Source organism: Dehalococcoidales bacterium, from assembly GCA_028716225.1.
Lineage (GTDB): Bacteria > Chloroflexota > Dehalococcoidia > Dehalococcoidales > UBA5760 > UBA5760.
In genome coordinates, this window is the sequence record JAQUQE010000005.1 from 112098 (window position 1) to 131532 (window position 19435).

The 19435-nt window shown below is 47.9% G+C and carries 23 protein-coding genes; 17 read left to right on the forward strand and 6 right to left on the reverse strand.

What is annotated here, in order from left to right:
* Nucleotides 1-92: 92 nt before the first annotated feature.
* The gene (locus PHI12_05065; GenBank protein ID MDD5510159.1) at nt 93-908 is read right to left on the reverse strand and encodes a MerR family transcriptional regulator; all 816 of its coding nucleotides are present in this window, start codon (nt 906-908) and stop codon (nt 93-95) included.
* 214 nt (nt 909-1122) lie between these two features.
* Between PHI12_05065 and PHI12_05070 the strand changes: the two genes are divergently transcribed.
* Together PHI12_05070 and PHI12_05075 are read left to right on the forward strand one after the other, a co-directional pair.
* Nucleotides 1123-2019, forward strand: coding sequence for an ATP-binding cassette domain-containing protein (locus PHI12_05070; protein ID MDD5510160.1), 897 nt, complete (start codon nt 1123-1125; stop codon nt 2017-2019).
* Complete coding sequence (locus PHI12_05075) at nt 2012-3226, forward strand: ABC transporter permease (GenBank protein MDD5510161.1); 1215 nt, start codon at nt 2012-2014, stop codon at nt 3224-3226. The genes PHI12_05070 and PHI12_05075 overlap by 8 nt, the downstream gene beginning before the upstream one ends.
* Nucleotides 3227-3302: 76 nt before the next feature.
* On the opposite strand, the gene PHI12_05080 is transcribed toward PHI12_05075, so the two are convergent.
* Nucleotides 3303-4082: a glucose 1-dehydrogenase gene (locus tag PHI12_05080; protein ID MDD5510162.1), complete on the reverse strand. Its 780-nt coding sequence runs from the start codon at nt 4080-4082 to the stop codon at nt 3303-3305.
* A 603-nt stretch (nt 4083-4685) separates the two neighbouring features.
* Between PHI12_05080 and PHI12_05085 the strand changes: the two genes are divergently transcribed.
* The 6 genes from PHI12_05085 (at nt 4686) to PHI12_05110 (ending at nt 9843) form a co-directional block, all read left to right on the forward strand.
* Nucleotides 4686-6119, forward strand: coding sequence for a GAF domain-containing sensor histidine kinase (locus PHI12_05085; protein ID MDD5510163.1), 1434 nt, complete (start codon nt 4686-4688; stop codon nt 6117-6119).
* A gap of 23 nt (nt 6120-6142) precedes the next feature.
* Complete coding sequence (locus PHI12_05090; GenBank protein ID MDD5510164.1) at nt 6143-6814, forward strand: response regulator transcription factor; 672 nt, start codon at nt 6143-6145, stop codon at nt 6812-6814.
* Between the two features lie 693 nt (nt 6815-7507).
* Nucleotides 7508-8689 carry a hypothetical protein gene (locus PHI12_05095; GenBank protein ID MDD5510165.1) on the forward strand — a complete coding sequence of 394 codons (1182 nt, stop codon included), beginning with the start codon at nt 7508-7510 and terminating at the stop codon, nt 8687-8689.
* Between the two features lie 173 nt (nt 8690-8862).
* Nucleotides 8863-9198 carry a hypothetical protein gene (locus PHI12_05100; GenBank protein ID MDD5510166.1) on the forward strand — a complete coding sequence of 112 codons (336 nt, stop codon included), beginning with the start codon at nt 8863-8865 and terminating at the stop codon, nt 9196-9198.
* A gap of 109 nt (nt 9199-9307) precedes the next feature.
* Entirely contained in the window at nt 9308-9430 is a 123-nt protein-coding gene (locus PHI12_05105; protein ID MDD5510167.1) for a DUF5679 domain-containing protein, read from the forward strand.
* A gap of 206 nt (nt 9431-9636) precedes the next feature.
* Nucleotides 9637-9843 (forward strand): hypothetical protein, encoded by a 207-nt coding sequence (locus PHI12_05110; protein MDD5510168.1) that lies wholly within the window; start codon nt 9637-9639, stop codon nt 9841-9843.
* Between the two features lie 249 nt (nt 9844-10092).
* Here PHI12_05110 and PHI12_05115 read toward each other — a convergent pair whose 3' ends face one another.
* On the reverse strand, nt 10093-10389 hold the full coding sequence (locus PHI12_05115) for a LysR family transcriptional regulator (GenBank protein MDD5510169.1): 297 nt from the start codon (nt 10387-10389) through the stop codon (nt 10093-10095).
* A gap of 106 nt (nt 10390-10495) precedes the next feature.
* Here PHI12_05115 and PHI12_05120 point away from each other — a divergent pair, with 106 nt between their 5' ends.
* The 6 genes from PHI12_05120 (at nt 10496) to PHI12_05145 (ending at nt 14516) form a co-directional block, all read left to right on the forward strand.
* Entirely contained in the window at nt 10496-10909 is a 414-nt protein-coding gene (locus PHI12_05120) for a Fur family transcriptional regulator (GenBank protein ID MDD5510170.1), read from the forward strand.
* A gap of 112 nt (nt 10910-11021) precedes the next feature.
* Nucleotides 11022-11771: a hypothetical protein gene (locus PHI12_05125; GenBank protein ID MDD5510171.1), complete on the forward strand. Its 750-nt coding sequence runs from the start codon at nt 11022-11024 to the stop codon at nt 11769-11771.
* Between the two features lie 69 nt (nt 11772-11840).
* Nucleotides 11841-12305: a hypothetical protein gene (locus tag PHI12_05130; GenBank protein MDD5510172.1), complete on the forward strand. Its 465-nt coding sequence runs from the start codon at nt 11841-11843 to the stop codon at nt 12303-12305.
* On the forward strand, nt 12305-12946 hold the full coding sequence (cbiM, locus tag PHI12_05135) for a cobalt transporter CbiM (protein MDD5510173.1): 642 nt from the start codon (nt 12305-12307) through the stop codon (nt 12944-12946). The genes PHI12_05130 and cbiM overlap by 1 nt, the downstream gene beginning before the upstream one ends.
* Nucleotides 12943-13731, forward strand: a complete 789-nt coding sequence (gene cbiQ, locus PHI12_05140; GenBank protein ID MDD5510174.1) for a cobalt ECF transporter T component CbiQ — start codon at nt 12943-12945, stop codon at nt 13729-13731. Before cbiM ends, cbiQ begins: the two co-directional genes overlap by 4 nt.
* A complete protein-coding gene (locus PHI12_05145) occupies nt 13728-14516 on the forward strand; it encodes an ABC transporter ATP-binding protein (protein ID MDD5510175.1) in 789 nt (262 codons plus the stop codon). Before cbiQ ends, PHI12_05145 begins: the two co-directional genes overlap by 4 nt.
* A gap of 160 nt (nt 14517-14676) precedes the next feature.
* On the opposite strand, the gene PHI12_05150 is transcribed toward PHI12_05145, so the two are convergent.
* From PHI12_05150 to PHI12_05160, 3 genes are all read right to left on the reverse strand, one after another.
* Nucleotides 14677-15372: a methyltransferase domain-containing protein gene (locus PHI12_05150; protein ID MDD5510176.1), complete on the reverse strand. Its 696-nt coding sequence runs from the start codon at nt 15370-15372 to the stop codon at nt 14677-14679.
* A gap of 225 nt (nt 15373-15597) precedes the next feature.
* Nucleotides 15598-16203 carry a methyltransferase domain-containing protein gene (locus PHI12_05155; GenBank protein ID MDD5510177.1) on the reverse strand — a complete coding sequence of 202 codons (606 nt, stop codon included), beginning with the start codon at nt 16201-16203 and terminating at the stop codon, nt 15598-15600.
* 206 nt (nt 16204-16409) lie between these two features.
* Nucleotides 16410-16871 carry a MarR family transcriptional regulator gene (locus PHI12_05160; protein ID MDD5510178.1) on the reverse strand — a complete coding sequence of 154 codons (462 nt, stop codon included), beginning with the start codon at nt 16869-16871 and terminating at the stop codon, nt 16410-16412.
* Between the two features lie 719 nt (nt 16872-17590).
* Here PHI12_05160 and PHI12_05165 point away from each other — a divergent pair.
* The 3 genes from PHI12_05165 to PHI12_05175 are packed head-to-tail and all read left to right on the forward strand — an operon-like array spanning nt 17591 to nt 19181.
* Nucleotides 17591-18343 carry a hypothetical protein gene (locus tag PHI12_05165; protein MDD5510179.1) on the forward strand — a complete coding sequence of 251 codons (753 nt, stop codon included), beginning with the start codon at nt 17591-17593 and terminating at the stop codon, nt 18341-18343.
* Nucleotides 18336-18575: a hypothetical protein gene (locus tag PHI12_05170; GenBank protein ID MDD5510180.1), complete on the forward strand. Its 240-nt coding sequence runs from the start codon at nt 18336-18338 to the stop codon at nt 18573-18575. The genes PHI12_05165 and PHI12_05170 overlap by 8 nt, the downstream gene beginning before the upstream one ends.
* An 18-nt stretch (nt 18576-18593) precedes the next feature.
* Nucleotides 18594-19181 carry a hypothetical protein gene (locus PHI12_05175; GenBank protein MDD5510181.1) on the forward strand — a complete coding sequence of 196 codons (588 nt, stop codon included), beginning with the start codon at nt 18594-18596 and terminating at the stop codon, nt 19179-19181.
* Nucleotides 19182-19435 lie beyond the last annotated feature (254 nt).

Below are 19435 nucleotides of genomic sequence, written 5' to 3' on the forward strand. Positions count from 1 at the left end.
ATGATAAACGGCGGGAAGTAACTGTTAATCTTTCTCCTCAAGGGTCCCCCTTCCCGGGAAGGGGGACCCTTGAGTCAGGACAAGCCACCGGGTTAGACCTTTTTGACGGGCTGCTGGAGTTCGGTCAAGTAGTCGACCGGATCCTGGGTATCGTTGGGACCGGTGAGATAGACCTCGCGGTCCGGCCCGGCCAGCTCGTAGCCGTTAGCCTCGCACCAGGCCATCATCGCCTGGTAGGCCTCATGGAGTTTCTCGTATGGGCCGCGGTGAATCATCGAGGCCACCTTAGCCTCGGCGGGAAGGTCACGCACCTTAATGGGATCGGGCAACGGTATGGTGGTGCTGATAGGAATAGCCACTTCTATATCGACATCCTTCTCACGGTATTCCATATCATGGTAGATGGCCAGCGGCGGTCCGGTGATGATTGACATATGCTTTTCAAAAACGGGGCATATCTTATCCCAGAGTATAGGAATATCGCCGTACGTGGGCACGGTGCCCCTGACCGAGGCAACCTTCATCGAAGGCAGTTCTTTGATTACCACCTGGTATTCCGGCATTTTACCCTCCTTTTCAATTTGATTAAGCAACTTCTCCACCTGCTCCAGCCGCCGCTGCTCCTCGCTCAAGCGTTGCTGCAGCTCCGCCTTCTTCAGGATAAAGAGGTCTCGCATCTGCCGGGGCGTCAGACTGTTGTTGATAAGCGTGCCTACCTCATCCAACGAGAGCCCCAGGTTTTTCAGGGAAACGATGTAGTTTAGCCGGGGCAGCTGATCCGCCGAGTAATAGCGATAGCCGGTGAAGCGGTCCACCTTAACCGGTTTCAGCAAACCGATTTCATCGTAATAATGCAGGGTCTTCACCGTAACGAAGCTCAGGCGTGAGAAATCACCGATCTTGAACATGACACCCCTTTCTCCCTATTTTGAAGATCTTCGATAGCAGTATAAAACCTCCGGTTAGCGGAGAGTCAAGAGGTAGCTTAAATCATGTTCCTAGTGAGCATAACTCGAAAAAACTGCAGGCAAAAAATTGAAAACACCGGTTCGTGCAAAGAGGTAACCGGGTAGTCAACACTCCCGATAACATGCTATATTAGAAACCCGAAAGGATTCTAATATGCCCGCAGTTGAAGTCAGTCATGTGGTCAAGTCATACCGGGATAAGGTCGCCGTTGACGATCTGTCCTTCTTCGTATCCCGGAATGAGGTATTCGGCCTGATCGGCCCCAACGGCGCCGGCAAGACTACCACCATCAGGATGATGATGGACATTGTCAAGCCAGACTCGGGCACCGTGACAATTCTCGGCGAGAAGCTGAGTGAAGAAAGCAAACACCGGCTCGGCTACTTGCCTGAGGAAAGGGGACTGTACCGGAAGATGACGGTAATGGACTCCATCGTCTATCTGGCCTCGCTCAAGGGTATGGATGGACACCTGGCCGAACAGAGAGCTAACGAACTGCTCAGCGAGACAGAGATGATTTCTCACAGCAAAAAGAGGATCGAGGAGCTGAGCAAAGGCATGGGACAGATTATCCAGTTCATCATCACTATCATCCATAACCCGGAACTGATCGTCATGGATGAACCCTTTAGCGGCCTCGACCCGGTCAACACCGAAATATTAAAAAAGATGCTGATTAACCTGAGGAGTCAGGGCAAAGCCATAATTCTGAGCACGCATCAGATGAATCAGGTTGAAGAACTCTGTGACCGCATATTGATGATAGACGGCGGCCATGCTGTTCTTTACGGCGGGCTCTCGGAAATCAAAGCAAAGTATCGAAGTAACTCGGTCATTATCGATTTCGACGGTGAGCTAGTACAGATAGCGGGAGTAATCGAAAAGCGCACCAACAAAAACTATGTTGAGCTTGTCCTTGAAGAAAATACCACCCCCGGGCAGGTGCTGGAACGATTAGTAAGCGCCGGTATTGTCATCAACCGATTCGAGGTTGCCACCCCTTCGCTGAATGAGATTTTCGTAAAGGTAGCTGGTAAAAACCATGAATAGGGTTCTTCTGATATTCAAGCATGAGTTCCGGCAAACGGTAGGGAGGACCGGCTTCATTATCCTGACCATCGTCCCGCCCCTGATCGCTCTCCTCGCCATCGGGGTCTCCCATACCATATCAGGGATAAGCGAGCCGCCGGCAGAAGTGACCGGAATCGGCTATGTTGATGAAGCCGGTGGATTTGAGCAGTTTACCACACAGGGAAATCTGAACTTTGTCTCATTCGACACTACGGAAGCCGCCACCCAGGCTTTGGTCAACAAAGATATCGAGGAATATTTCGTGATTCCCGAGGACTTCGTCTCGACGGGACTGATCAGACGTTACACCACGCAAAGAGAGCTTACGCCACCGGCAGCCACCACTGCCGCGATTAAGAATTTCATCTCCAGCAACCTTCTGGCTGGGAAGGTACCCGAGACTACGGTCACCAGGGTCGAAGAACCGCTGCACCTGGTTACTATCACGCTTACGGCAACAGGTGCTGTGGCTCCCGAGCAAGGCGGACCGGGTAACCTTGTCATTCCCATCATCGTCGGCGTTATGTTAGCGGTATCTCTTACCTTCTCCTCTGCCTACTTGTTGCAGGGGCTGGCTACCGAGAAAGAAAACCGCCTCATGGAAATACTATTATCATCGGTATCGACCCGGCAATTGGTCACAGGGAAGGTAATGGGAATCGGTAGTGCCGGTCTGATACAGGTAGCTATCTGGGTAGCCACGGTACCACCCCTGCTAAGGCTGGCCTCCTCATCACTCGGTGGCTTTATCAGTATGATACAGATACCACCCGGGCTTATCAGTCTGGCCATATTGTATTTCGTCCTGGGCTATTTGTTGTTCGCTGTCCTTTCGGTCGGCATCGCCGCCGTCAGCACCAGTGTGCGGGAGGGGCAGACACTCGCCTCGATATTCACACTCTGGGTAATTGCTCCTTTCTGGATCATATCTGTAATAATGCTGGTCCCGAGTAGCCCGGCCTGGGTCGTTCTCAGCATCTTCCCCTTCTCGGCGCCGGTGATGGTAATACTGAGGCTTGGCCTGACCGGTGTTCCGACATGGCAACTTGCTGCCAGCATCGCGGTGCTGGTCCTGTGCATCATCGGGGGGCTCATGCTGGCAGCGAAGCTGTTAAGGACCTACGTACTGATGTACGGCAAGAGGCCAGGCTTCGGGGAGATTATGCGGAACCTCAGGAGCGGCTAGCCCGGAGAGACAGATAGCACTCCATGTTTGATCAAAGAGACTCTCCCAAATACCGAGCCTGAAAATAATCCGGCCTCTATCTGGCCACGTACCCACCGTCTACGACATACTCCGATCCGGTAACCCATCTGGACTCATCGGAAGCAAGATACAAACTCGCGTAGGCAATATCAATCGGTTCGCCGATATGACCCAGCGGCGTCGCTTCGGTAAACAGCTTGTTGTACTGGTTGAACGATATCCCGTAGTCTTTAGCCTCTTTGTCGGTAAGCTCGGTGTGGATGAGACCGGGATGCACGGAATTGACCCGGATCTTGTATCCGGCCTCAGCACAGGATAGGGCCACCGATTTGGTCATTGCCCTCACCGCCCCTTTAGAGGCACAATAGGCAGGCAACCCGGCTTCACCTATTATGGCATCGATAGACGATATATTCACTATTGAGCACGGTTCCCCGTTCTTCTTCATAACCTCAATGCCATATTTACAGCCTAAGAAAACCCCGGTCGCATTGATATTCATTATCCAGTTCCATTCATCGAGGGAGGTCTCTTCTATCGTTTTCGCCAGTGAAACACCGGCATTGTTCACCAGGACATTAAGCTTGCCATATTTTTTGACAACCTCACCGAGCACCTTTTTCCAGTCATCCTCGCTGGTGGTATCGAGTATGAGAAAGATAGCCTCTCCGCCTTGCTTTTTGATACTCTCCGCTAGCGCTGTTCCCTCATCTACCTTCTTCCTGGTAGTAACTACGACCTTAGCCCCCTCCTTAGCAAACAACTCAGAATGCCCACCGCCTATGCCGCAAGCACCTCCGGTGATCAGGGCTACTTTACCATCCAATCTCCCCATCTTTTGTAGTACCTCCTTATGTTAATTAATATTAAAGAACTAACTCAGAAATCGTTTTATATTTAGACTCTCCATGGTTTCTGAGTTAAACCAGGGGTGACCAAGAGCACCTTCTTGCTGCTGTCATCAGTCATCCTATCCTGCACCTCATCTAGAATATCAACGGAAGGCATCAAATTTCAACAGCCGGTCTCAGAGACAGTTATATCAGACAAGCCAGGCTACCTCACAGCTTACTGCTATGCTCACCTAATGGTCGAATAATACTATACAACTCGCCATTTTTTTAAACCAGAGACCAATAAATAGAATGAGTATCGTTGGACATGGAGGGGCTAAATAATTCCGAGAAATGTTTGATACTCAATTGTGGAATAATAGGGAAAAATTTGCATAATATAAACTACTGTGTGAGAGCCCTCTTTTTCAGTATTGTGAATGAGGAGTGGTTGAAGTGACAGGAAGTCGGAACGAGATCTGAGGATATAGCCTGGATAGCGGAGACAGCAAAGGCGTTTGAGCAAGAACCGATCAGACTAGAACTCATAGAAGAAGCGCTGTTTTCTTAAAGGAATTGACTGAGATGGAACAAAGCAGTAGGATATGGCTGTATCTAGTTTTCACTATTTCACGATACTTCGGGAGATCATAATGCGTCGGACGTTCGATAAATTCGCTTTCTTGCCTGACAATCCTCGGAATCTTAGGATTCTCAAAATTGTTGTCGCCGTCTCTCCGGCCCTGTTCGTTCTGCTTTTTGAGTTATTTAGACCATCAATACTCGAAGGGACTCGCTCCGCGATTGCATCCAGCCTATTTTTTACTCCAGTCGTAATCTTTGCTGTCTTCTTCTACATGGTTGTCTTCAGTCTCATTAAGAGGATTCAAGAGGAGAACCTACAACGCAACCGGGAACTGGGTATTATTAATGAGATCGCTTTGACGGTAAACGCATCCTTAGACCTGAACGTATTGCTGCCACGCACGATGGAGAAGCTAATTCAAGTGACCGAGGCTGATTCTGGCGAGTTGTTTTTAATTAATGAAAGAAGCCGTGAATTGTCGTACGAATTCTCTGTTGGGATTTCCGCAGAGGCATCCAAACCATACTCAAGTTCATTAGCGAATAATGATGGACTGATCCATGAAGCAGCAAGATCGAATGAACCAATGATAATACAGGATATGGGGAATTACGATAGTGTGGTTACCCCAGCCCTATCGGTTTCCGGATTCCGCTCTGTGGCCGTAGTACCACTAAAGTCGAGAAGCGGTATCGTGGGCGTTTTGTGCATTCTTAGTCTCAAACCCAACCACTTCAAATTGGATGAGGCCGGTCTCTTCGCTAATATTGGTAGTCAAATAGCGGTGGCCATAGAGAACGCTCGCCTCTACGAAAAAGTACAAGGGATAGTCATTGTAGAGGAGAGGGAACGAATTGCGAAGGAACTCCATGATGGGTTAGCACAGGTGCTAGGTTATGTAATTACCAAGAGTGAAGCAACGAGGCAAATTCTTAGCAAAATGACTATGGCAACTGACTATTTGGTTGAACTAGAGAAAGTCGCTCAGGATGTATATACCGACACGAGAGAGGATATTCTTGGTCTTCGAACCGCTGTTTCGGGCGACCGGGATTTGGTATCCGCACTCAGGGAGTATTTGACTCGCTTCAGCCAGATGCATGGTATCAGGACCGTGTTGGAGGTAGATGGCCAGACTATACCCCATCTATCTCCACAAGTCGAATTACAGACCATCCGCATCGTCCAGGAGGCATTGTCTAACATTAGAAAACACGCTGAACCTACCCGTGCGTTGGTGAGGTTGACGGCAAGCGATAACAATGTCACATTACTAATCGAAGACGACGGGAAGGGTTTCGACGTCAACGAACTTGGACATAGCGACTGCGCGAAATTCGGAATTCGGACAATCAAAGAAAGGGCTGAGAGCATACACAGCAGGCTGGATATCGAATCTAAGCCCGGAAACGGAACTAAGGTAACGCTAAGCATACCACTAAATCTTCCTTAGCCATTATCGGAAGGGTTAGTTTATTGAGGGTACTAATAGTTGACGATCATGCTCTGTTCAGAAGCGGACTAGCCAGTCTCCTGACCGCAAATGATATCGAGGTTGTTGGAGAGGCCAGTAACGGTCTGGAAGCCGTAGAAAAGACCCGCCAACTCAGGCCGGACATAGTACTGATGGATGTCAAAATGGCTGACTTTAATGGCATCCAAGCCACACAGCTCATCAAGGCAGAAATGCCACAGACAAAAATTGTCATGGTTACGGCTTTTGAAGATGACGATGACTTGTTTGAAGCAATGAAAGGCGGCGCCGTTGGTTACATCCTCAAGAACATAGAAGCTGAAAAGTTCGTCAAATTTCTCTCGAATATCATGGAGGGTGATGTAGCAGTGTCACCATGGGTCGCTGATAAAATAGTCAAAGAGGCATTCCGCCAAAACGGAAGACTTAGATCATCACAGCCTGCCAATGATCTTACCAACCTTACTAACAAAGAAGCCGAGGTTCTCAAACTAGTTGCTACTGGAGCGACAAACAAGGAGATCGCTTCATCTCTTAATATTTCAGAAAACACGGTGAAATATCACCTGCGTAACATTATGGAAAAACTCCACGTCAGGAATCGCGCTCAAATGGTAGCGCGTGCAGTAACCAGAGGCATAGTCCCGGGCAGCGCTGGCGGAAAAACTGACTAAACTTCATCACAAAAAAAGACATCCAAAAGGGTGGCTCTATAGCCACCCTTTTTTGTAGTAAGAAAACCACCCGGATGCATATTGTTCAGCCCATAGGAATAACAGAAAATAGACTGTGAGAGAACCGACAAGATTATTTCCCAACTTGGTGTCGCGTGATTTCCGTGCGGAGTGGCGTCTGCGTGGATTGAGCTAATAAATGAGAGTAACAAGCCCAGCTAAAAGTAACTAGTAGTGTAGAGACAAATAAATAGGAGTGCTTTGCACCATAAATAATAAACCATAACTAATCGGAAGAAGAGGGTTATGATGGAGACTAGAGTGATAGATTGCAGTGAAAATTTATTGCATGTCATAGAATCTGTTGCACCATCGCTAAAACATACCTTTGGTGTGAAGAGGCGTAATAATACTTTCTTTATCAATACTTCTCATCCTAAGGACTCAACCTCTTCTCCTGCTAAGATTAAGCCAAGACCGTCCGCTCTCTTTGGTTATGTTGACTTAGATTAAGAAGATCTGTTTTTGGCTAAAACGGTTTACCATGTTTAAGAGAGATGGTTTGTTAGTTGTGGAACGGGGGTAGCAATGGCCTATATGTATCCTGGCTACCGACATTATAGATAAACTGGAAAGGCTACCCGAAGGTCATAGAATCGCATAATAAATGAGCAAAGGGAGGTATCGCTAGAGATGAAAGTAGCTGTCATAGGAATAGGGCAATGTGGCTGCAATATTGCTGATGAGTTCTATAGCCTTAACCAATATGCAAAATCCCTACTTGGCAGGAGGCTGGAGATAGTAACCGACACGCTGGCTGTTAATACCGACTCGAGTGACCTCAGAGGTTTCAAGCATATCCCGGGGAGGAACAGGATACTGGTGGGGGCTGGTAGAACCTTTGGACACGGGGTTGGCAAAATTAATACCGAATCCGCCAGAATATTTGCTGATGAGCGTGCAGTACTGGCAGGAGAAATTTCTAGATCGAAAAAATTTTACGAGACGGATGCGATAGTGGTTATAGGTAGCGCCGCAGGGGGTACAGGCTCCGGTGGTATCGGACAGACCGTGAAGGTTCTTAAGGAAAGACTGAATCGTCGTGTGAGTCGTAGTGTTATTGCTATAGTTGTTTTACCCTTTGCATATGAAGAGAGTGGAGTAGCATCTTATACTCTAACTAATACCGCCACTTGCCTGACTACAGTGGATAGCTACGCCGATGTTACCTTTATCCTTGATAACGAGAAATTCAGCAAGGGTGCATCGGTCAGTATGGCTGAATCATATCAAGACATTAACCAAAAGATGGTCAGAAACTTCTACGACCTGTTTTGTGGTGGTGAGGAGAAAGGAGGCAAATACATAGGTGCCAAGGTGGCCGATGCCGGAGACATTGTGGCTTCCCTGACTGGTATATCTGTTATTGGTAGAGGTGAAGTGTCTCTGCCGGCTTTCCGCTTTAAAAAATATTCCTTAGATGAGGGAATACGCAAAGCAACCTCAATATCCACAGCTTTGAGTGAGGCACTCTGTAACTTGTCTACCAATATCAACCTGGAGGATGCCCGGAGGCTAATGGCTATACTTTGTGCCCCGAAGGAATACATAACCCAGTCAGCCCTTCAAGAGATCTATCAGACCCTCCTGGATATTGCTCCTAAGGCAGAGATTAGGATTGGGGACTATCCTAGGAGACGAGGAGAAGTCTCCATTACTATTGTTGCCTCAGAGTTGGTTAGTATACCCAGGGTGGAAAGATTATACGAAGGTGCAAAGAAAACATTTGAAGCTCAGCAGGTAATTGCGGGACAGACGATAAATCTGGTCAACGAACTGAGAGAAAAGGCGAAGGATATACCTAGATTAGCCTAGGTTATTCTAGGGAAGAGAACCGTGGCGCAGATTTAAAGTTTTATGTTGTAGTATAGCCACTGATTCGAGCTATAGGCCAGGTTATGTTGTTCAACGCATAGGAATAACAGAAAATAGACTGTGAGAGAACCGACGAGAACATTTTTGGGAGTTCTTTGATCAGGAGATAGCGAATGAAAGAAGAGTTCTTGGAACCTAAGTTATATAGTCAAGCCCCATCTGTATGTCTAAAACCTGGATGTGGTGGTAGAGTATTCATTCCTCATGAAGACGGCTGGCAATGCTTCAATTGCATGAAGATTATCTACAAGGCTAACGATAAGGTGAAAAAGAATGTTGCTATCAAACGCTATAGTCATAACAACCAGGAAGTAGATATGAGATTGAAGAATATAGTTAAACGTATGCTTTCCCCGGAATATAGACGTTCTTGTCAAATAGTGAGATGTATTGACAAAGGTTATAGCCACCAAGAAGCTTTAGCCAAGGTAGGAGCAATAGAAATCTAGGGTAAAGATGGTTTGTTAAGTAACCATTGATAGCCTAATTGATAAAAGGGGCAGGATTATTAATCTCGGGAGAAAATACGAAAGGAGGTAATACATGCAAGCATATTGTATGAAATGCCGATCGAAGAAGGAAATGAAGGATCCCAAGAGCATTACCATGAAGAATGGTAAACCTGCTGCCCAAGGGATTTGTCCTAGTTGCGGCACCAAGATGTTTAGAATTGGTAAGTAATAGCTTACTTAGAAAATTTGATAATAGAGCTGGATATCTGATGGGATATCCAGCTCTATTTGTGTCCATCACACGAAATAAGCAAATGTATTTCTTACATATGTAATAAGAGTCCCATTCATTTTGTTGAAAATGCTAACATATCCCTTGGACTATCTTGAATTATGTGGATTGAGCCAAACAAGCATATAACGAGCGTCGATGATATGTTCCGCTATGCATCTACTATTAATGGTTATCAGTATGCCAAAGACAAATGGAACATCGATTGCTCAGACTTAGTTAATAGTCGTCTTGATGAGTATTTTAAGACAGGAAAATGGCGAGGATCATTTGAAGAGCAAGGTGCTGCCTGTTCTTTGAGCAGAGAAGATACCACCATTTTTAAGAATATCCTACTGGCAGAAACCTGAAGTCTATTCAGGAACTTAACCACACCATTATAAAACTATGGAAATAGAGCCCTGATATTCAGGGAACTGCGGAGACAAACGGTCGTACTTAAATCATAGTGGTGGGGAATCTGACTAAGTATTATTGGATTTATGGATTATGCGGTATGCCTTTTTCATGGTTAACGCAAAGGTCTTCCTGCGCCAGAAGCTTCTCCAAGCGGGTATGCAACTCTTTATACATGGCGACAGCTCTACGTCCTTCATCGATCAGCGTAGCGTGTCCCCCCCCCTGCTCCCGCCGACAATCTTCTCGACCAAAGGCGAAGGAGCCAACCGGTTCATCGATGCTATCCATAGCCAGGCGTTGCGATAGGTCAGTCCCATGGAGCGGGCGGCGGCGGCAATTGACCCCATCTCGTTCAACCGTTCCAGAAGTATCACCCTACCCCAACCCAAGTACAGTTCACCGTCTTTCTCCACCCAGATACGGCCTCTTGTATGATAGCCCTCATCCGGGTGCCGAGATGGTTTCTTTCCCGGCCTGGCTGTCTTCGGCCTGTCCATACGTTCGTCCCCGAAACAAAATATGTCAAGCGGTGAGTTCATAGTCGTTGACACATGCTAATTGAATTAGTATAATATATCGGTTTTGCGAAAAGGTGCAATAACTATGAGTTGCATTAAGACAATTAGGGAAAAAGGCCTAAAGCTAACGCTCCAGCGACAGCTGATTGTTGACGCTATCCACAGTACGCAGGAGCACCTAACTTCCGATCAAATCATAGCCCATGTCCAGGACAGAACGCCCGGCATCAACAAATCAACCGTCTACAGAACCCTGCAGCTTCTAGAAGAAGCGGGATGTATATACAAAAGCGAATTAGGCGGGCAGTTCATCTATCACCACAATGAAGAAGGGCATCACCATCACCTGATCTGCAGTAAATGCGGCAGGACCATAGATTGTAAAGACGAAATCTTCCGGCAATTTGAAAAAACAATCGAAGATAGATATGGCTTCCAGGCTACCTTCAATCATATGGTTATTAACGGGCTGTGTACAAAATGTAAGAGGCTGAGTTAAGCACCCATATATTTTTTACACACTATTGCATATATATGCAAAAAGTATCGGTTGCAAAACAAGCATCACTACAAACCCGACGGTAATAATAAAATAACAACAGGAGGTTCTAGTGAAGAAAAGGTTCCCTATCCCCGTTATTGCTCTTTCCATCCTGGCAGTCGCCCTGGCGGGCTGCGCCGGTGGTAGTGCAACTGGAAAACTGCAATTTTATGCCAATGGTGAAGATTTCGTACGCCAGGGATTCGTATCCAAAGACGGGTGGAGCATCAGTTTCGACCATGTTTATATCACCCTATCCGATATTGCCGCTTATCAAACCGAGCCGCCATACGATCCCTCTTCAGGTACAGACATCGATGCCAAAACGGAGATTGCCCTTGATGGAGTATACACCATAGATCTGGCAGAGGGTGGTGAGGATGCGCCGCCAATAATGCTGGCTGAGGTCTCAGACGCGCCCGTAGGTCACTACAATGCCATATCCTGGGAGATGTCGCAGGCAAGTTCCGGGCCGGCGGCTGGACACTCCCTGGTTATGATTGGTACCGCTGAGAAAGACGGGCAGAGCATAGACTTTACGATCAATATAGACGAAGAGTGTGAGTATCTGTGTGGCGAGTATGTTGGCGATGTACGCAAAGGTATTCTAGAGGAAGGTAATACTGCTGAACTGGAAATGACCTTCCACTTCGATCACATTTTCGGTGACGGTGAATTGCCACAAGATGACGAGCTTAACCTCGCTGCGGTGGGCTTTCAGCCTTTCGCGGACGGTGCCGATGCAGCGGGTGTCATTAATATGACCGATATGCACCTGGGCCATGTCGGAGAGGGACACTGCCACTGCGCTTGTGAATAATTTAGCACAGGGAGGGACTTCTCCGATTTCAGTAGAGGCCTCTCCCTGCCCAAGGAGAACAATTATATCGTGTTTATCATAAAGCTAAAGTGGCAAAGTATCATAGCTGCCATCGCCATCACTATGGCTTGTCTGTTCATGCCAATGGAGGTCCATGCCCACGGAGTTAATATTAACTACACCAGTAATGTAGAGATTGAGATTATTGCTACCTACGATTCCGGGATCCCGATGGCAGGTGCTCAAGTAGCCGTTTATGCTCCGGACGATCCGACCACCCCCTGGTTGACCGGCAGCTGCGACGAGGAAGGGAGATTCAGCTTCGCTCCCGATACCGCTCGACCGGGTATCTGGGATGTACAGGTACGACTCGCCGGGCATGGCGGGATTATACACATTCCTGTCGGCGGAGATACGACGACGGCCGATGGTCAAGTTGGCTTTAGTCATCTCCAGATCGGAATCATGTCGGCTTGCGTTATCTGGGGAAGCACAGGTACTGCTCTCTATTTCTCAAAAAGGAGAAAAACCTGATGCATATCCCTGACGGAATCCTCCCCTTATCGGTAACCGGAAGCGGGTATGCTGCTACCACATTAACCACCTGGTACTCTATCCGCAAGATAAGGCAGAAAGAAGACCCCCGGCAAGATATTCCTAAAGCCTCGCTCTTAACAGCAGCCTTCTTCATCGCATCGTGGATACATATCCCCGTGCCGCCAACCAGTGTTCATCTTGTCTTGAACGGACTCCTGGGAGCCCTCCTGGGTTATTATGCTTTCCCGGCTATTCTCATCGGGTTATTCTTTCAGGCAATAATGTTCGGTCACGGCGGACTAACTACCCTCGGGGTTAATGCCATGATAATGGGATTACCGGCATTAATCGCCCATCATATATTCCGACTCAGAAAATGGCGTAATAGTGACGGTCAGAAAAAAACCGGGGCTTTTGGATTTCTATCCGGCGTGGTGGCCACGGGGATATCGGTAGCCATGTTTGTCATTATTCTACTTACCAATCTGCCTGCAGAGATAAATATCGTCAGCGAGCGGACGGCCGTATATGCTCTTGCCATCGCTCATATACCGGTAATCTTTATCGAAGGCACCATTACAGCGCTGGTAACCGTGTTTATAAGAAAAGTACGGCCGGGAATACTGGATGGCGTATGAACTTAGGAATAGATGAGTACACCGATCTGGATTCTCCGTTCCACCGCTGGGATCCCAGATATAAGATTGTCGGGCTGATTACTCTGGTCTTTGCCTTCTCTTTCATCCGCGATCTTCGTATGCTACTGGCTGTAGCCGTTGCTACCATAACTATCTACGGAATATCGCGTCTCCCGGCAGGCTATATCGCCAAGCGGTTTCGTTACCCTTCCTTTTTCCTGTTGGCAATAGTACTAAGCTTACCCTTTCTCTCCGGTGAGCACGTCTTAATGAGTTTAGGCCCGATCGCGCTGCGCCAGGAAGGTCTACTCGCTACGATTCTGATAGCCACCAGATTTTCCTGTATCCTGATCGTCGGCATGATACTCCTCGGTACAACACCTCTGCTTACCAATATCAAGGCGGTGAGGACCATCGGCCTACCGGATATTATGGCGGACATGGCACTTCTTGCTTTTCGCTATCTTCAAGAGATCGGCAGGGATCTCAGAAATATGCAGACTTCAATGAGGCTCCGCGGCTTTAGAGATCGGCGTTTCAGTCCCAGAGGACTGAAAACACTGGCCTGGTTGAGCGGCAGTCTGCTGATTTACAGTTACGAGCGCTCTGAATCCATATATAAAGCAATGGTACTTCGCGGCTATGGGCAGGCACCGCCTCGCCAAAGCGAGTTTCAGGCTAATAAAAAAGATGCCCTGATTTTGGTAGCGATCATTCTGGCAGCCGCTGGCTTTATCATCGGAGATCTTATGCTTGGACACAGCACCTCTACCTTGCTACAATGATTAGAAAAGAGACGTTCCAAGAAGAGATGACAGCTATCCATAATTTCGAGCCGGTTCTAAGCGTATCCGGGCTATGCTTCTCATATCCCGACAAGCCTGCTGTTCTAAATAATATTAGCCTTGAGGTAGCGGCAGGAGAAAAGGTGGGTATAATCGGCCCCAACGGCGCCGGAAAGACGACTTTCTTTTTGGCAATCTCGGGTGTCTTGAAACCCACATCCGGTGCTATCAGGATAATGGACAAGCCGGTGATAAGCGGCAAGTTCAATCCGGAAGTCGCCCTCGTTTTCCAGAATCCCGATGACCAGCTTTTTTGCCCATCCGTATATGATGACGTTGCCTTCGGCCCTCAGAACATGGGACTGCCCAAGGAAGAGATCGAGGCCAGAGTTTCGCAAGCATTGTCAACAGTAGGAGGTGAAAAATTTGCCGACCGGCCGGCACATCACCTTTCCGAGGGGGAAAAACGGCTGGTAACAATAGCCGGGGTGTTAGCCATGCAACCGAAGCTTGTGATATATGACGAACCAAGTGCTAATCTGGACATACGCTCGCGCAGGCGCCTGATTCGACTCCTGCAATCGTCCCCGGAGACAATTTTAGTCGCCTCCCACGATCTCGAACTTACCCTGGAGGTTTGCGACAGGCTGGTACTAATGGACCGGGGTTTTATCATCGTCGACGGGGATCCGAAAGAGATTATGAACAATATTCAGTTAATGGAGGCTCACGGTCAGGAGAGGCCTCATTCACTCATTCCCCACCCAATACCTCACGAACTGTAATCCCGTTATTCATTTTTGATCACTTTGCCTGTAATTATCCTGAAGCCCCCATCCAGTTTCATCCCTTGACCGAGACCTCTTCAATTCCGGCTGCCCGGGATAGCCTAAAAAATCCATTCCACGCGGCTTGATTCGGGATTTCTACCGCCGATTGCTCACATCAATGTTTCCTTCTCATGACAAAAAAGACGGAGCTATTACCTTCAGGATTCTTCCTGAACATATCCAACTCCTCTTGAGCCTGCCGGATCTCCTCTAGAACCTTCGGGTTAACCAGCATATTTGTTTGGTATTCAGCAAGCAGTTTTTCGAGAGGAGCGAAGTATTCCCTCCGCCAGGTTCCTTCGCTTAGTAAGAAGTAGCCAAGCAGCTCGTAGCCGCAATCGGATATCTGTTCCAGTTTATCCTTGACGTTGCCTTGCTCATCGTGAATAACCATGGCACCACCCGGTTTAAGGAGCCGCTTCCACTCGCGAAGACCCCTCTCGAAACCAATGGTGTGTATCGCCCCTTCAGCCCAGATAATATCAAAACTCTCTTCCGGGAAATCTATATCAAACAGAGAGCAATTAAACGCCTTAACCTGTTTGCTGATTCCTGCCGCCGCAATTCTTCCGGCAAACTTATCCAGTGCATTTTGATCGATGTCAATGCCGATTACCTCTCCCTGACCCAACCTGGCCAGTTCCAGGGTCGGGATACCAGAACCGCAACCGATATCAAGAATTTTAGACTTATCCATCTCAGGCATCATAAGGAATGCCTTCTCGGTATATTTAAGGAGACGGCTCCTTATCTGGTCCTTCAATACGTCGAAAGGCTCATGGTTTCTCTCATTACCAGGTTTTTTAACCATAATTACACCTCGTCGCACATATCAACAGACATCATACACGATTCCGGTAAACAGGCAGGCCAAATCTACGATTCTTCAATACCAATCATAATATGTTCAAAAAATGAAGGCAAAGTTGAAAAGAAGGACGATAAACGTGCTATATGTATAAACGGATTCCCCTGCGTCTTGGTAAACGCCTTCTTCTGTTGGAAATTCATGGCAGTAATTCTCTGCCTACTACGTTCATAACTTAGGCTTAAACTGAATCATGTAGTTATATCCAAGATCGGTAAAACCGGTCTTCTCAAAACCGCCCGGTGTTGTTAGCGCCTCGATTTCCTCCGGCGACAAACGAGCTTGCCTCGGCGGGCCGAACGGTGCATCCTGCTTTTTACATTCGATAATGACCAGCCTCCCATCCGGTTTCAGGACGCGCCGGATTTCGCCAAGCAACTGACTCATAGCTTTTTTCACGTCCTGCGTGTGCAGCACAGTAGACATAAAACATATGTCAATGCAATGATCCGCTACCGGTAATGTGGCAGTAATGTCAGAAACTACACCGAAGATATTCTCAAATCCTTGAGAGTCGGCTTTTTTTATCAAGTCATTAACCATTTCCGCACATTTATCTATTGCATATACCGCCCCATTAAAACCGACGACTCCGGCAACATAAATTGCATAGTCCCCCGGACCGCAACCCAGATCCAGGAAAGAGTCGCCTCTTTTTAGCCCAATCTCGCCGAAGACAACCTCCGGGTCATGCATCCAGAAACTGCTGGGACCTCTTCCGTACCTGCCTTGCCCATGACTGAATACGTTCATGTTTTCTCCCGGGTTATTCATAGTAATTCCCCTCTGTATCCGTTAATTTTCTCCGCCCATAAAGACATGTATTACTTCCCGTCCCGGATTGTGAATATTAATATTGCTCACTCTATCCTCTTGATCAGATCATTTCATCTGTCAGTTATTGCAATAAGTTGCACTACATAGTAAGAAAAAACTGCCCGGGAGAACAACAGCTACTTGATATCAGGGATATTATCTACCTATTCCCAATGCAGCTTAGTGAATATCCCGGCAACGTCTCGCAACGAAATTGCCAGCCTTATCATGTCTTTGTCAGTCAGTACAGATAGCTTAGATTCCATGCGGCTTCTCATAATCGGGTCTAGCATTTTCAGATATTCTTTCCCTTTATGAGTCAGCTTAATATGGACCTTTCTTCTGTCCCTGGCATCCCCTTGTCTTTCTATCATGCCTAGCTTTATCAGTTTATCGGTCGAATGCGTCATCTGCGACCGGGATATTACAACTTCCTCGCTGATCTCACTCATGCTGAGAGGCCCGCTTTCACGCAGCATCTTCAGTATCATCAGATGGTGCGGCGCCATATCTTCGCCTGATTTCTCAATTGTCATCTTAAATACATCTCTGTGTATCTTCTTATGCATAATAGGCAACACACAGACGAGCAGTCCGAATATTTCGTTAAAATGCCTGCTTGACATGGTATGCTCCACAGCGATATGATTTATCTAATAAATATTTTATTTAATAAAGTATATTCTGTCAAGCCTGTTTCAACGCACAGTGATGAGGAATGTACAAATAACAAGCATCGTTACTTGAATTTCAGGTGATTAGCGTCGCTTCAATCCACGCTCCTGCATGGGGCGCAACTCAAGAGATTTCGAGTGAATGGCAAGCAGATCACAGTAGACTAAAAGCCACCATTACCTGTGGGACATGACAGTGGTCAAGAGGTAACCGAGGTTCTGCTATTGTACCCCTTGGTGGGCCAAACAGGACTTTTGCAAAACCAGTTGAAACCTTTTTTGAACTGTCGATAATCGCTGCTTCCTCTGTCAACCAGAGGAGCAGCAATGAACCCACATGCCCGATCTGATTTACGTTTCAGTGCGAAACTGATATTCTTCTTCACCAGATTATTCTACAATAAATCGCTCATTAACCGTAAGAATGCACGGCATTCCGGCTTTGATCAGCGTGCGCGGTACCTATCCGATGACGTAGTAAGTATCACCGCATGCTCGGCTAGTAACATCTTTGCCGTGAGTTTACCCTCCATACTAACTCCCACACAGACCTCTTGGGCCAAGAACCGATCGCCACCCGTAAAGCAGCCTAGAAGTTATGTCCCGCATAGCTAGCATGCAGTTTCTCGATAGGTAACTGCGTCAGAAAAACACTAAGGAGAAAGAGATATATGAGTGAAAAAACGCAAGACGATACAACGGTGAAGGAACGGATCATGGGGCTTCTGGATAAGGGCTATGTCCGCGGCCAGCTGATCCGGGACTTCGGGTTTGCTGAGCGGACCGTTGACAGTTCCATAAAGGATTACAAGGAGCAGCACCCCGAAGAGCCTAACGACACCAAGAAATCTGAGGATACTGATCCCAAATCGTTGGCCTTACCTGCTAAATTGGATATCAAGCAGGTAATCGTTCCCGAGTACTTGATCAAACACCTATCCTTCGTTAACGGTGACCAGCGCCAGACCTTTGTTGACGCCCTGCTTGTTTATGAATCGGCCCGGCGTTCAGTCATGGCCGATGTGGCGATTCTCCAGGGGCTGGCGGCGGCGCAGGCCGAAGTAACGGAAACCCAGCTCAAGGTCCTGCGCGAGGCGCAGAACGACAGCCGTCAGGTGGTGGAGGCGATATCGCAGGAAATGGCGACGGCCATTGCTCAGCGTGTTCAGGAAGTAACCCGTGAGGCTTCTCTGGCAGCCAGTCCTAACCCAACCGCCTCCATGATGGCGCAGACGATGCAGCCCTATCTTGCCCAGGCGCTCGGACGTCTCATGGGCATGTTTGGCGGTTTTGGACAACCGGTGGCATCTAAAACGGGAGCCCCAACACCACAGTTTGGGATCGCGCCACAAGGTCATCCGCCAGTTATCCCGGGTATTCAACAGGCAAGCGAAGAAGAGATTAAGGAGGTATTTAATGATTAATCAGCAATTCGGAAACCAGATGGAGTCCTTCAAGCAAATGGCACAGCAGAGTGGTGTCAGTGGTATAGCCTACATCGACTCTAACCCGGCAGAGGGCTTTCTCAGGATCAAGCTTACCGTAACGCCAGCGGCATCCCAGGTTCAAATGATTGGCAGCTTTGCCACTGTTTTGGCGCAGGTGAGCCAGATGTTCGGGCTGCAGGTGAAGATGCGTCAGAATGAAGACAAATAGTGGAGGAGCTAAGCTAAGATGGTACTACCGCTAAGACCAAGTCAGGGAGGCTTTCTGCGGCCGTTTGGCTGCGGCTGGTTCATACGGGAGTTCCTGCTCGGGCATGGGCCGGAGGACTCGGCTAAAATCGACCCTGAGGTGGGTGCTTGCCAGGAGGATATTTTCTACCAATACAAGCTGGCGCTGCACCGGGCCTATGCCGAGGATGCCGTGGCCTGGGAAAACGAGGAGAGGATCAACAAGGGTATGCCCATCTACACTCCCGAGGAGTACCAGGAGCTCTTCGATCACCTGCTGAGCCGGATACCTTACAAGCTGACCAAGTGCCGCTATCACAGCTTCCAGCGGTATTTCCACTGGCTCAAGCAGCTGGGGTGGGTGGAGCTAACCGGTAAAGAGGAAATCTCCTCAATCCAGGAGTATTGCGCCGAAGCACCGCCCCGGATATTCTATCGTCTCTCACGTAATGGTAAGAAGGCTCCTGACTATGAGTGGTCCAATCCTCAGCTAACCCTCTATCCGGAAAGGGGACGTGACTACTTCCGGGAAAAGAGACGGAACCACAGCTACTCACGGCGTAAGCCAACCAAGCCCAGAAAGACCTAAGCCGGCACAAGCCCACCCTTTACAGAAAGCCCCGCCGTATCGGCGGGGCTTTTTCTTTTGTTTTACAAACGCTCTTACTTCCTCCCAGGGAGGGGGATTACCTAGCTAGGTTATCAGATATAACGTAAGCGCTTTTTGTTCAATACTGAAGCTGTAAACATAAAGCGCACCTTAACAGTTGAATAGAACGAAACCTTGACCTGAGCGCTTGCCCTAGTAATGACAGGGGGGATAAGCGAATGACTACAGCGTTA